This is a genomic window from Rhizobium sp. RU33A (assembly GCF_900156055.1).
In the GTDB taxonomy this organism is placed as follows: Bacteria; Pseudomonadota; Alphaproteobacteria; order Rhizobiales; family Rhizobiaceae; genus Allorhizobium.
In genome coordinates this window covers 1-13,213 of the sequence record NZ_FTMQ01000001.1, presented here as the reverse complement: position 1 = coordinate 13,213, position 13,213 = coordinate 1, and the positions used below count along the sequence as shown (strand labels likewise).

Annotated in this window: 14 protein-coding genes and 1 tRNA gene; 8 read left to right on the top strand and 7 right to left on the bottom strand. The window is 58.3% G+C overall.

All coding sequences use genetic code 11. From position 1 onward, the window contains the following. Nucleotides 1–51: 51 nt before the first annotated feature. From BW978_RS00080 to BW978_RS00070, 3 genes are read right to left on the bottom strand one after another with little or no spacing between them, the layout of a single operon-like run. Entirely contained in the window at nt 52–357 is a 306-nt protein-coding gene (locus tag BW978_RS00080) for an antibiotic biosynthesis monooxygenase (RefSeq protein WP_076391110.1), read from the bottom strand. Between the two features lie 34 nt (nt 358–391). Beyond that, nucleotides 392–1,954 carry an autoinducer-2 kinase gene (lsrK, locus tag BW978_RS00075; protein WP_076391108.1) on the bottom strand — a complete coding sequence of 521 codons (1,563 nt, stop codon included), beginning with the start codon at nt 1,952–1,954 and terminating at the stop codon, nt 392–394. Between the two features lie 4 nt (nt 1,955–1,958). Next, nucleotides 1,959–2,906 (bottom strand): sugar-binding transcriptional regulator, encoded by a 948-nt coding sequence (locus tag BW978_RS00070; RefSeq protein WP_076391106.1) that lies wholly within the window; start codon nt 2,904–2,906, stop codon nt 1,959–1,961. 240 nt (nt 2,907–3,146) lie between these two features. On the opposite strand from BW978_RS00070, the gene lsrA reads away from it, so the two are divergent. The 5 genes from lsrA (at nt 3,147) to BW978_RS00045 (ending at nt 9,034) form a co-directional block, all read left to right on the top strand. After that, nucleotides 3,147–4,649 (top strand): autoinducer 2 ABC transporter ATP-binding protein LsrA, encoded by a 1,503-nt coding sequence (gene lsrA / locus BW978_RS00065; RefSeq protein ID WP_076391104.1) that lies wholly within the window; start codon nt 3,147–3,149, stop codon nt 4,647–4,649. Next, nucleotides 4,642–5,667 carry an autoinducer 2 ABC transporter permease LsrC gene (gene lsrC, locus BW978_RS00060; protein WP_076391102.1) on the top strand — a complete coding sequence of 342 codons (1,026 nt, stop codon included), beginning with the start codon at nt 4,642–4,644 and terminating at the stop codon, nt 5,665–5,667. Before lsrA ends, lsrC begins: the two co-directional genes overlap by 8 nt. Next, complete coding sequence (locus tag BW978_RS00055) at nt 5,664–6,683, top strand: ABC transporter permease subunit (RefSeq protein ID WP_076391100.1); 1,020 nt, start codon at nt 5,664–5,666, stop codon at nt 6,681–6,683. Before lsrC ends, BW978_RS00055 begins: the two co-directional genes overlap by 4 nt. Further along, the gene (gene lsrB, locus BW978_RS00050; protein ID WP_076391098.1) at nt 6,680–7,711 is read left to right on the top strand and encodes an autoinducer 2 ABC transporter substrate-binding protein LsrB; all 1,032 of its coding nucleotides are present in this window, start codon (nt 6,680–6,682) and stop codon (nt 7,709–7,711) included. Before BW978_RS00055 ends, lsrB begins: the two co-directional genes overlap by 4 nt. Before the next feature lie 69 nt (nt 7,712–7,780). Next, the gene (locus tag BW978_RS00045) at nt 7,781–9,034 is read left to right on the top strand and encodes a class II aldolase (protein WP_076393056.1); all 1,254 of its coding nucleotides are present in this window, start codon (nt 7,781–7,783) and stop codon (nt 9,032–9,034) included. Between the two features lie 332 nt (nt 9,035–9,366). Here BW978_RS00045 and glsA read toward each other — a convergent pair whose 3' ends face one another. Beyond that, nucleotides 9,367–10,347 (bottom strand): glutaminase A, encoded by a 981-nt coding sequence (gene glsA, locus BW978_RS00040; RefSeq protein ID WP_076391096.1) that lies wholly within the window; start codon nt 10,345–10,347, stop codon nt 9,367–9,369. Nucleotides 10,348–10,379: 32 nt separating this feature from the next. On the opposite strand from glsA, the gene BW978_RS00035 reads away from it, so the two are divergent. Continuing rightward, a complete protein-coding gene (locus BW978_RS00035; protein ID WP_139330237.1) occupies nt 10,380–10,577 on the top strand; it encodes a response regulator in 198 nt (65 codons plus the stop codon). Nucleotides 10,578–10,738: 161 nt separating this feature from the next. Here BW978_RS00035 and BW978_RS00030 read toward each other — a convergent pair whose 3' ends face one another. Further along, a complete protein-coding gene (locus tag BW978_RS00030; RefSeq protein ID WP_076391092.1) occupies nt 10,739–10,945 on the bottom strand; it encodes a hypothetical protein in 207 nt (68 codons plus the stop codon). Between the two features lie 312 nt (nt 10,946–11,257). Next, nucleotides 11,258–11,827, bottom strand: a complete 570-nt coding sequence (locus BW978_RS00025; protein WP_244551861.1) for a YeeE/YedE thiosulfate transporter family protein — start codon at nt 11,825–11,827, stop codon at nt 11,258–11,260. Nucleotides 11,828–12,200: 373 nt separating this feature from the next. Here BW978_RS00025 and BW978_RS23715 point away from each other — a divergent pair, with 373 nt between their 5' ends. Both BW978_RS23715 and BW978_RS00010 read left to right on the top strand, forming a co-directional pair. Further along, nucleotides 12,201–12,584, top strand: coding sequence for a recombinase zinc ribbon domain-containing protein (locus BW978_RS23715; RefSeq protein WP_139330235.1), 384 nt, complete (start codon nt 12,201–12,203; stop codon nt 12,582–12,584). A 69-nt stretch (nt 12,585–12,653) separates the two neighbouring features. Then, nucleotides 12,654–13,097 (top strand): hypothetical protein, encoded by a 444-nt coding sequence (locus BW978_RS00010; protein ID WP_076391086.1) that lies wholly within the window; start codon nt 12,654–12,656, stop codon nt 13,095–13,097. A gap of 21 nt (nt 13,098–13,118) precedes the next feature. On the opposite strand, the gene BW978_RS00005 is transcribed toward BW978_RS00010, so the two are convergent. Next, a tRNA-Met gene (locus BW978_RS00005) sits at nt 13,119–13,195 on the bottom strand. Nucleotides 13,196–13,213 lie beyond the last annotated feature (18 nt).

Here is a 13,213-nt window from a genome sequence, read left to right as displayed (position 1 = left end):
GCTCAGGCACGACATGCCATCCGATCTGCAGGGCCGCGCCAACTGAAGGGGTCAGGCAGCCAGAAAATCCGCCATCTCCGCGTTGTAGAAGGTTTTCGTCCGCGGGCCGGTGATGATGGGATCAATGCGGCGGACACATTCCTGGTAGTGCGCGGTCTTGCGATGCTCATCAAGCGCCTCTGCAGACTTGAATACCTCATAGATAACGAAGCTGTGGTCATCCTCGGGGCTGCGTAGCACGTCAAAGCGAAGATTTCCCGGCTCGCGGCGCGTGCCTTCATAGTTGATCCGGAAAGCATCGAGAAACTCGTCGACATGGCCTTGCTTGACGTGAATTGCGACCATTTGAATGAGCATGACTTTATCCTGACTTGTTGTTCTATCTTGAAATTCAGAGGCCGGGTGCCTTCCACATGGCCGTAGTAATGCCCTCATCGACAAGCTGGCGCTGCAATGCATAGGCGCGTGCCCATCGGTCGCCCGCGTGATCATAGATGGCCTTGTGCGCGGGATTTGGTTCGAAGTGTTTGTCCCAGCGGACCCAGCTTTCCGCAGCCTCGACAAAATCGCGTCTCAGGCCAATGCCAATCGCAGCGCAAGCAGCACATCCAAGGGCGGTTGCCTCCTTCACGACCGGTGTCACGACAGGCAGCCCCGTGACATCAGACAGGATCTGTGACCAGTGGGCAGATTTCGACGCACCGGCAGCAAAAACGATCCTTTCGGGTGTCTTCCCCGTCAGCCTGAAAATCGCATCGAGATTGCGTGCAGCAACGATGGCTGCATTCTCCTGCAAGGCCCGGAAGATGGCAGCCTTGCCGGACTTGTCCGGATCGATCGACAGATTCAGCAAGGAAGGCGCAGCGTGGTACCAATTGCCGTAATGCATGACGTCGGAGAAAACGGGAATGATCCCGTAGGCGCCAGGCGGAATGGCCGCTGCCTTTTGCTCCAACAGCGTGTAGGCGTCTCCGTCTGGCCCGGCAGCGGCCATTTCTTCCGCACCAAAGCTGTCACGAAACCAGCGCATGACGGCCCCCACGAAGAAGCTGATCGCCTCGGCCTGGTTAAGCCCGGTTACAACATGCGGATTGATCCGCAGGTCCATCGACGGATCGGATACATCGAGACCGACATTGACGACCTGCTGCCAGAATGTGCCGCCAAGCACGGCGCAGTCCCCTTCCCTGACAACGCCGATTGCCGCCGCACCGCTCTGGCAGTCGCCACCACCCATGATGACGGGTGTTCCCGCCTCCAGTCCCGTTTCCAGCGCGGCCTTTTCGGTCACCCGACCGATCATGGTTCCTGGCTCGACGCTCTCTGGAAAGATGTCATCGCGCAGGCCAGCCTTGGCCATGGCGTCTGGCAGCCAGTCGCGCGCCGTCAGACTATATAGGCCGGTCGTTCCGGCATTGGAGGGCTCGCTGGCGATGACACCGGAGAGACGGGCCAGAACCCAATCGGACAACATGCTGATGCGGTGAATGCGGCCATACACATCCGGCAGGTTTCGCTTGAGCCACAAGAGCCTCGGCAGAGCCCCCAGCGCAAAGGTCTGTCCGCTTTTCTCATAGAGCTCTCGCTCCAGTTCAGGGAATTCCCGCTTCAGGTCCCGCACTTCATTGACGGAGCGGCTATCGACATTGGCGCAGGCCCAGATCTCCTGGCCGCTGCGATCATAGGCGACAATCGCCTCGCGCATGCTGGTCGCGCTGACGGCCCTGACATCACCAGCCTTGATGCCGGCTTCGGCGATGGCCCCGCGAATGGCATGCGAAAGAAGAGACCAGTTCCCCTCTACGTCGAAATCCATGGAGCCGGGAAACCGCGGATCAGACTTGTGCCACCATTCCTGTTGCGCACTCGCCACCTGGTTTCCGTTCTCGTCGAAAATGACGGCGCGCCCGCTGCCTGTTCCGGCATCGACAGCGAGCAGATAGGAAGTGGTCATGATGTCAGTCCTTCATTTCAAGGAGGCCCGCAGCCGTCGTCTCGTCGGTAATCAGGATCCCGACGAACTTGCCACGCAATGCGGCATGGATAGCTTGCACCTTGTGCGCACCGCCGGCTGCGGCCACGACCTTCTCGGCGCGAGACAGTGCCGCCAGCTTGACCCCGATGACCCTGTCATGGAGAGGCAGATCGAGCGGCTCGCCGCGTTCATTGTAGAACTGGCACAGGATATCGCCGACAGCACCCTTGCGGCGCAAAGGCTCTACCTCATCCGGGCTCACATAGCCGGAACGCACGACTGTCGAGGCTCCGGAAAGTTCACCAATACCCACCAGCTGGTAGGTCGCGTTGAGAGCCATATCGAGGAGATTGGCAACGGCAGGCTCTGAGGAGAGATTGCGCGCAACATCGGGATCGCGGACGACGAGCGGGGCAGGTACAAGGTGAACGCTGCTTCCCCAGTTGGCCGTGCGCATCCCGTCGACATAGGTACCGACACCCCCGGTCAGGCTGACCAGGCCTATATTGCGCTCGTTTGCCAGGTGTCCAAGGCGTTGGATCGTGTTCGAAACCGTTGCCCCCCAGCCGACGGCGAGAAGATCATCCGTCTGAAGCCTTTGCATGAGGAATTGCGCCGCAGCCTGGCCAAGGCGATCACTCGGATCCTGATCGGGAAGCTGCGGGACGACATAGGCTTCCAGGAGGCCATAACGCTCCTTGATTTGCCGCTCGAGTGTGAGGCAACCCTGGTAGCGCGAGTTGATACGCACCTGGATTATCCCCGATCGCCGCCCGCTTTCCAGGAGCCGGGATACCTTGATCCGCGACATGTTGAGCTTGTCGCCGATCTCATTCTGGGTCAGGCCGTCGTTATAGTAGTACCATGCGATCCGCGTGAGGATTTCCTCATCTGCGTCCGCATAACTCCATTCACCATTTTCCGATGCCATGCGCCAGGGCTCCCTCGGCTTTTATTGATCATTTGCATATCAAATAAACATTTGATCCGTCAACGTCGAGTTTGGCAGAAAAAATTACCCCGCACCTAATCATTTGATTTCCGCTCAAAATTCATCATTTTCAGCGCAACATCGCGACATCAGGAGCGATCCGGTTCTCGTGAACATGTTGACGAACCCAAACCGTTGTGATCACTTGATTGTCACAAGATACATATGAACAGGTGCAGCATGACAGGTAGCCAGACGACCGGGAGGGTCGCGAAGCTCACCGAAATCTGGAAATCCTACGGCGCAATCCCCGTGCTGAAAGGCGTTTCGCTCGATTTGCAAGCCGGAGAGGTTCACGCCCTCCTCGGCGGCAATGGTGCGGGCAAATCCACGCTGATGAAGATCATGTCGGGCGTGATCGCGGCCAATTCGGGCTCGATCGAGATCGATGGACAAGCACTAACACATGCATCACCCGCCCAGGCCCAGGCACTCGGTCTCTATCTCGTGCCGCAGGAAGCGCACATTCTGCCCAACCAGACTGTTCTGGAGAACATCTGCCTTGGCCTCCGGCCCTCGCCACTGACCCTTCGCCCCCGTGTCGAGCAACTCATCGCCGAGCTCTCCGTAACCCTTGATCTCGATGGACAGGCTGCAGCCTTGGAGATCGCGGAACGACAGATCGTCGAGATCTTGCGCGGCCTTGTTCGCGATGCACGCGTCCTCATTCTCGATGAACCCACATCGGCACTGACCCCGTTTGAAACCAGCGCATTGTTTGACCGCGTCCGCAAATTGCAGGCGCAGGGGGTCGGCATTTTCTTCATCTCCCACAAGCTACGCGAGATCCGGGAAATCTGCGGGACGATCAGCGTTTTGCGCGATGGTGTCATCGTACTTTCAGGGTCTCTCGACAGTTATACCGATGCAGCCATCGTCGAAGCGATGAGCCGAGTCCAGATCGGCGCGACACCTTCGAGGATTCGAGAGCAACGCGTCGCAGACAACACTGACGCGCCCCGCCTTTCCGTATCCGGATTGAGTGGCGAAGGATTTCAGGACATCAGTCTTCAGGTCCGCAGTGGCGAGATCCTCGGGCTTGCCGGCGTCGTTGGCGCGGGACGAACAGAGCTTGCCGAGACCCTTTTCGGTCTGAGAGGTCAGTCGACAGGAACAGTCACACTTGATGGACAGGAGCTCAGGAAGAGGTCTCCGCGCATCTGCATCGATCGCGGGCTTGTCTATTTGCCGGAGGATCGCCAGCAGCACGGGCTTTTCCTCGAAGCCCCCCTCTTCTGGAACGTCTCTTCTTATCTTGTCTACCGCCTGCCCTTCTTCCTACGGCCAAGCTCCGAGAAAAAGAGCTTCGAGGCGTTTCGCCAGTCCATGGGCATTAAATGCAGCGGCCCCGGCCAGGAAGCGCGCGGCTTGTCGGGCGGCAACCAACAGAAGGTCCTCATGGCGAAATGCCTTGCAGCACGACCTAAGGTGCTGATCCTCGACGAACCGACACGTGGCGTCGACGTTGCGGCGCGCAACGACATCTACAATCTCATCGAAAAACTCGCCCTCGAAGGGGTGGCGATCATCCTCATCTCCTCCGACTTCGACGAAATCGAGCAATTGGCCGACCGGGTCGAAGTCATGGCCTTCGGACGGCAAGGTGGCGAACTGAAGGACGACATCTCGGTCGATGCGATTGCGCGGCTTGCCTTCGGCGCTTCGGAGGCCCGTCATGCTTGACCTTTTTGCCAAGAACCGCGTCGCAACCCTCCTTGTCGTTCTTGCCCTTGCCTATGCCGCCATCGGCGCTGCGGCACCGGGCTATCTTTCAGGCGCGACACTTTCCTCTGTCTTTTCGAGCAGCCTTGTCCTGATGCTGATCTCGCTCGGCACGATGATCGTCATCCTGACACGCAACATCGACGTCTCAAGTGGCTCGGTCCTCGGTTTGAGCGCAGCCGTTCTCGGTCTCTCGTTAAATGCCGGCATGAGCCTGCCGCTGGCAATCGCTACATGCCTTCTGACAGGCGCCCTCGCCGGCGCATTCAACGGTCTGATGGTGGCCTATCTCGGCATCCCCTCCATCGTGGCGACACTTGGAACACTTGGCCTCTACCGTGGAATCATGCTGGTCATGACGGGCGGTCGGTGGATCGAAGACCTTCCGCAAGGCCTGAAGGCACTGGCCGCCAATCTCGGGTTTGGCTTTTCCTCTCTTACGGTCGTCGTCCTCGCGCTCGTTGTTCTGACCTGGATTGGCCTTCGCAAGACACGGTTCGGTCGCTTCTTCTACGCTGTCGGCGACAACAAGGCGGCCGCTCACCATCTGGGTGTGCCGGTGCACCGTGTTCAGTTCACCGCCTTTGTGGCGACAGGCATCTGCTCGGCTCTTGCCGGCCTCATCTTTGCAGCCCAGATCGGATTCATCCCGAACCAGGCTGGCAACGGGATCGAGTTGAAGGCTATTGCCGTCAACGTACTCGGCGGCGTCAGCCTGCTTGGTGGCACGGGCTCGGTCGCTGGCGTCTTTGCCGCGGTGATCTTCATCACCTCGATCGACAGTGCACTCGTCTTCCTGAAAATTCCCGCCTACTGGAACGACTTCATCGCCGGCGCTCTGCTATTGAGCGTGTTGCTGCTCGATGGACGGATCCGGCAGCTCATTGATCGGCGCATCCGTGCCCGCCGCTATGCGGTCCATGAACGTTCGCCATCTCCCGAACAGACAATTGTAAGCACAGCGGAGGCTGCCCGATGAAGAATCTCTTCTTCCGATGGGAGACCGCTCTCCTTGCCATGCTCGTTGTCGAACTCGCGGTCTTCGGGCTGATCAATCCCAGGTTCCTGAACGTCGCCAACCTCGTCTATGGCACGTCCGACTTCATCCAGATCGGGATGGTCGCCCTGCCGCTTACGCTCGTCATCATTGCCGGTGGCATTGACGTTTCCTTCGCTTCGGTGATCGGGCTGGCTGCCATCATCTTCGGCGTTGCTACATTCTACGGCGTCCCTCTACCGCTGGCGATCGCTTTGGCACTCGCGACGGGCGGCCTGTGTGGCCTGTTCAATGCGACGCTCATTCACCTGTCGAAGATCCAGCCCCTCGTTGTCACACTGGGAAGCCTTTATCTGTTCCAGGGCACGGCCACAGTTGCATCCGGCCTTGTCGGTGCTGGCGGCTACGAGGGCATTGGCAACTTCCCTGAGGCTTTCAACGCCTTTGGATATGCCGAGTTTCTCGGGCTGCCGGCGTCGCTCGCCCTCTTCCTGGCGCTCGCCTTTGTTCTTGTTGTCCTGCTGCATTTCACCCGTTTCGGTCGCACTGTCTTCCTCGCGGGTCAGTCCGAGGACGCAGCACGCTTCGCCGGTATTCCCGTCAGGCGCGTTCAGACAATCACCTATGTGATCACAGGCCTTTCTGCGGCACTCGCCGGCCTCGTGATGTCGGCCTATTTCGGCTCGGCCCGCGTCGATCTCGGTTCCGCGACGCTGCTGCCGGCAGTCACTGCGGCAGTACTCGGTGGCGCATCGATCTATGGCGGCCAAGGCTCCATCCTCGGCACGCTCCTCGCAACATTCGTAATCGGCTATCTGCAGCAGGGTCTGCAGGCAGCCGGGGTTCCCAGCCAGATTTCCAGCGCACTTTCGGGAGGGTTGCTGGTTGTCGCGGTCGCATTGCGCCATGGGAGCGCAATGCTGGCCGATTTCATCGCCGTTGCCCGGCAACAGAAAAAGCCTACGGCAACGGTCACTTCAGGAGGAGAAAGTAAATGATCAAGATCATGTTGAAATCGGGCGCTCTGGCGAGCGTTCTTGCAGCCGGAACCATGCTGGGCGCAGGCTCGGCCAATGCCGAAAACCAGATTGCCTTCATCCCCAAGCTGGTCGGTGTCGGCTTCTTCACCTCGGGTGGCGCAGGTGCCGTCAAAGCCGGCGAAGAGCTCGGCGCCAAGGTGACCTATGACGGACCGACCGAGCCGAGTGTTTCGGGCCAGGTGCAGTTCATCAACAACTACGTCAACCAGGGCTACAATGCCCTGATCGTGTCATCGGTTTCGCCTGACGGCCTGTGCCCTGCCCTCAAGCGCGCCATGGAACGCGATGTTCTGGTCATGACCTGGGACAGCGACGTCAACCCGGATTGCCGCAGCTACTACATTAACCAGGGAACGCCGGAGCAGCTGGGTAGCCTGCTGGTCGAGATGGCAGCCGAGGGCGTGACGAAGGAAAAGGCAAAGGTCGCCTTTTTCTACTCAAGCCCAACCGTCACCGACCAGAATGCATGGGCGGAAGCCGCAAAGCAGAAGATTGCCAAGGAGCACCCGGGTTGGGAGATCGTCACCACCCAATACGGCTACAATGATGCGCAGAAGTCCCTGCAGACGGCCGAGAGCATTCTGCAGACCTATCCCGACCTCGATGCGATCATCGCGCCTGACGCCAATGCACTTCCTGCTGCAGCGCAGGCCGCCGAAAACCTCAAGCGTGCCGAAGGTGTGACGATTGTCGGCTTCTCCACGCCGAATGTCATGCGCCCCTATATCGAGCGCGGCACGATCCAGCGCTTCGGCCTTTGGGACGTGACGCAGCAGGGCAAGATCTCCGTCTACGTCGCCGATCATGTCCTGAAGAACGGACCGATGAAGGTTGGCGACAAGCTGGATATCCCCGGCGTCGGCACCGTCGAAGTCTCGGCGAACAGCGTCCAGGGTTACGACTACGAGGCGGATGGCAATGGCATCATCCTGCTTCCGGAGCGGACCGTCTTTACCAAGGACAACATCGGCAACTTCGACTTCTAACAAACTGACGAACTTACGGCGGGCGGCTTCGGCTGCCCGCCGACTTCATTCAAGAGACAGGATATGCCGATGCAAAGCCGCTGGAACGACGAAGACGCAAATCGCTATGCAGAAGCCGCACGCGCTGCCAGCCAAAGTGATGCTCTCGGCCTTCGGATCTACTCCTCCCGCATCATCGGTGGCGATCCGGACCTCGTCCTGCACGGAGGCGGCAACACATCGGTGAAAGTCGTTGCCGATAATGGCTCGAAACTGATGCACATCAAAGGAAGCGGATGGGATCTCGACACGATCGAAGCACCAGGGCTCCCTGCCTTGCACCTCGCTCCCCTGCTTGAAGTGCGCGATGGACCAAAGCTCTCCGATCTCGACATGGTCGCGCTGCTTCGCCGGAACCTGATCGCAGCGGATGCACCGAACCCATCAGTTGAGGCGTTGTTGCACGCCTTCCTGCCCTTCACATTTGTCGATCACACACACGCGACGGCAATTCTAGCCCTGGCCGACCAGCCGGACATGCGCGAAACCGTAAAGCGCATCTACGGCAGCCGCGTCGCCTATGTCCCTTACGTCATGCCGGGCTTTGACCTCTCAATTGCAGGCGACCTCGTCTATCGGGAAAATCCGGGCTGCGAGGGGCTATGGCTTGAAAACCACGGGCTTTTCACCTTCGCGAACGACGCTCGTAAGTCCTATGAGCTGATGATTGAATTCGTGACGATGGCAGAGCAAGAACTCGACCGTGCAGGTGTCACGCTGACCGGGCCGCAGAGCAATGATGGCCAGGAGGACCAAGACCTCAAACTTCGGTTGGAACGCGCCTTATCTCAGTCGAACTCACCATTCGAGAAGGCTGTCTTTCTGGACTATCGCTCTACATCTGCCATCAGGGACTATGTCGCCAACGAGCGACTTGAGGACATCGCGCGGCGAGGGACCGTTACACCGGACCACGTCATCCGGATCAAGCCCTGGCCGATGATCATAGAGGCAGACGCAAGCGAAGCGGCGATCTTAGAGGCACTCGAGGCTTATGCGGCACGCTACAGATCGTATTTCGAGCGCAATGCCGCACGGCAGAGCGAGCCGAAGCAGATGCTCGACGCCTATCCGCGCGTGATCATTGTTCGGCACAAGGGTATGTATGCGCTTGGAAGCACGGAAAAAGCGGCAAGGATCGCCGGAGACCTCTGCGAGCAAGCGACACGTGCAATCAACGCAGCCGAGGCCTACGGCAAGTTCACGCCGATTGGGGAGGCCGACCTTTTCGATATGGAGTACTGGTCACTCGAGCAGGCCAAATTGAAGGTGGCGGCACACTGAAAGGTGCTTTAGTGACGTCGTGTGCGCCCGATCTGCAATTTGGTAGGCTGCGACGTGTGATGTTGCGCAACCGATCAGTCCGAATTTTTCAATCATAAGCGTCAATATAGGCGGATAAGTCCTAAATTCGCATTCAGTTGGTCCTTTGTGGGGTAAGCATAATTATGGAACAAAATCCCGTAGTCATTTTAAATCCGCAATGGGGCGCAGACCTCGTCAAGCTATGCCTTCAAGGCCATGTCGCTGCGCTTGGCGCTCCTTAAGTGATTTCCCCGAAGCTCTTCGACCAGAACGAGCCAGCTCTATCTAAGAAATTCGTGTTGGCTGGCAATTCACCGGCGCGCCCTGCCGAAGACAGACCAGTCGGTCTTGGAGCTGATCAACTCCAGCCCCAGTGTGCCGAGCCAACTGTTGCCCATTGAGTCGAGTGCTGGCGACCACACGGCGATTGAGGCGCAGTGGGGGGCAACGGCAAGAATTCCCCCGCCGACGCCCGATTTGGCTGGCAATCCAACCCGATAGGCGAAGTCACCTGAGCCATCATATTGGCCACACAGCATCATCACCGAAAGGATCCGCCTAGCGCGCCGCGCCGCTGCCAGGGTTGCATCGTTCTCTTGTTCGGGGTCGTCAAGGATGAGAAAGCGGCCTGCCTTGGCAAGTCCACGACAATCCAGCGTGATGGCGCATTGGTGGATATAGGCTTCCATAACCTTGTCTACCGGATGATCCAGATTGCCGTGGTGTCTCGCCATGAACATCAGTGATCGGTTGAGGTCGCCGCCGGTACGGTCGCTGGCCATAACATCCTTGTCGAGCGTCATCGCCTCACCGTCGAGCATTCTTTCAACAAAGCGAACCACATGACGATTTGGATCTGCGCTTCCTCCGAGACCGGCGAGAACATCGCATACGACCAATGCACCAGCATTGATGAACGGGTTTCGGGGTATACCCTTAGCGCGCTCAAGATCGATAATGGAATTGAAGGGGTCGCCCGATGGATCACGGCCGATCCGTTTCCACAAAGCCTCGCCGAGCGCCTCTAGCGCAAGCTCAAGGGCGAAGACCTTGGATATGGATTGGATCGGAAAGCCGATGCTGGCATTGCCGGCGGCGGCTAGCTGGCCGGTCCTGGTAAATACTGCGATGCCGAACTTTTTAAAGTCTGCCTTGCGCGGGGTTGGCTTATCCTTCTCCTTAGCTTCCGCGACAGCCTCGTCGTAAATTCCAGGCGCACGTGTTCTAATTTGAGAGACAACATCGCTGAGAATTGCCTTCAACTCTGTCCCATCCTCAACAGGATCTGCCATGTCATACGTCCCAATCTGATTGAATGTGCTGCTTGTCGTTACTGTATAGCGATGAAGCGCTGGACATCATCAGCGAACAGACGATCAACCTGCTGTTCACCGCCATCCAAAAGCCCGGCAAGCATTCTGGAGTCGATGTTGCTCAAGTGGTCGCCGATCCCTTGCCCAAAGCAGGCATCACCATTGCGTCTGGCAAACTCGCGACGGCCGAAATCGATCTACCTGCGTAGCCCAATTCTTCCCTAAACCCTACGATCTTTCGGTAGTTCTCGTACGCAAGGAAGAACGAGATCGCCCTTCACTCCGTTGGTGATGTCAAACGTAGGAATGGCAAAAACTCGAAAAATTGTTGGACATCCGCAGGTCCAGATAGCGTCAAAGTCGAAGCGACTTATGCCTTTACGCGGCGTGCCATGTCTTCTTGATGCAGGATGTGCGAAATTTCTCCGAGTATCTCTTTCCGACGCAACGCCTTTTCAGCAGAGTGTCGGGCGATCTGTTCGTCTGTCGCGTCAGTGGCGATATGACCCGGTGTCTCGTTTTCGGCGATATCGCGGAGAATGTTCATGAGCACGAGGTTCCTCTCGTGCATCTGCATCACCATTTCCTTCACTTTCAAACGTTGAGACATACCATCACCCTGTAGAAAATTGGCTTTAGGCAAATAACTGAGCAAAGGCGGAAAGGTGCCAACGGGCGGTTTGGATTCGTATTTTGGGTCAGTTCGGCGCAAGCCTCGAGCCCGGCTGTAGCTGAAAGCGCGCCGTCCTGTTCGTAGTCGAGCCGACCGAGACGAGACCAGCGTCGTTATGACCGTTGGCGGCGGCTGATCAGAACATCCTGTACCCCCGGCCGAAACCGAGGCACTTAGCCAAGGCCGGCTGCCGATAAGCCAGCAAGTCGTGGACGATTAGCCAAATCGCCGGATGCCGAGCAAGCCGGACACGGCGCCCGCTGTACAGAAAATCAGGAATATCCAGCCCGAGACGGCCCCTGCTTGAATTCCCGAGAGCAGAACACCGACGGTGCAGCCGAGACCGATCATTGCCCCCCACCCCATCAGCACGCCCACAGTGAAGCGTGCCAGCAGTCCGCGTGCGTTTGGCCATGAGGGTTCAAAGCGGCCGGAGAGAAGGGCTGAAGCGAAGCGCGCCACGACGAGGCCGATGACGAAGAGGCCGTTGGGAGAGAGCAAGGCAGTCTTGACCGCGCTGATACAGCCCCGGGCGGTATCGAGCCCGACGAGCGTTTCCGGCACGATACCGGCGGAAAGACCTGCGGTCCGCACCAGACTTCCGAGCTCGGCGGTCACGCCGAGCGGGTCAACGCGAAGATAGGCGGCACCACCGATCGCTGCAACGATAAGGCCAGTGACCCAGGCGGCCATCTGCTCAGAAGATAGCGTCAAAGGGCGAGCTTGCTGGTCTAAGACGAGCATGGCGACCGCATTCCAGGCCTTCGCCAGATCGATGAGGAACAAGCTGAGATCATCCGCTGGATTTTTCAGCAGTACGTTCTTGGCCGCTCTCCGAAGGAAATGGCGATCGAGCTAAATAACCGCGTCCCACCGGTACCTGGTCCTCGGGGACTGAAGTGGCAAGACACCGCAATTCACGGCAGCAGGGAGCGCCGCACCGGTATTCTGAACAATGAGACCTATGTGGGCCGTCTCATCTTCAACCGTCGAAAGTTCAGCAAGAACCCGGAAAAGGAGCAGCGCGAAGCTCGCATGAATGACGAACGCGACTGGGTCGTTTCCGAAGTTGCCGAACTCCGCACATCTGATGAACTCTGGGCAAAGGTAAAGCAGAAGCAGAAGCAGAAGCAGAAGCAGAAGCAGAAGCAGATCGAGGTTGAAGCGCAGTTCAAATCACACAACGACAAATCGCCTCAACCGGACGCATCGTCACTCCTACCTTCTCAGCGGTTTGCTCGAATGTGCGCACTGCGCGGGGTCGTATGCCATCATGTCCAAAGATCGCTACGGCTGCACCAATGGACAGAAGGACCTGCGGATCGCCCACCTCGATGATGGTGTTTGCGCCAACTCCAAGACCATCAGTCGGTCAGAACTGGAGACACGTGTTCTCGACGCGATCCCGGCCCGCCTTTTGTCAGTCGGCAGCACAACATCGCTGCAGGATGAGATCAACAAGCAATTGACCGCCACAACAAAGACCGGCGAACGCGATCAAGAGAAGCTGAAGAGCCACCTCAGCGAGGTGTCGCGAAAGTAAGAGGCCATTGCTGCTCAGATCACTGATCGTATCCTCAATGGCCAGCCGCAAATCGAAGCGTTCAACAAATTGCTTGATGACCTGCAGAGCCAGCATGACGAGAATGAAGCGTCGCTTCGTATCCAGCAGACGAAGCGTCGCGGTCCGCCGAAGACCTTTACGGTTAATCCATCGATGTTTACGTCCGCGATCGGTGCGTTGACGGCGGTGGCGCGCGCCGGTGCGAGCGAACATGACGACGTGCAACGTCATTTCAACTTCTTGAGAGAGCTGGTCCAGAAGGTCGTGATAGCGCCGTCTGCCGATGGCAAGTCAGCGGAGCTGACCATCCATGGCCGCCTTGCTGGTGTACTGGCTTCAATGCAGGCGTTCCAAGATTATACGGCCGGGCTGCGCGAACAGCACGCAAACGAGTTCGCCCGCCGTGTGAGGGCGGGTGAGTTCAAGGACAGGGCAGAGAGGCTGGGGTATTTGAACGGTTTTCATGCCGTTGTGGCTGAACGGGATGCTTGATTGCGTCGGTCAGGATTATGTTGGTTGCGGGGGCAGGATTTGAACCTGCGGCCTTCAGGTTATGAGCCTGACGAGCTACCGGGCTGCTCCACCCCGCGCCAAGAGCGCAACTTTGA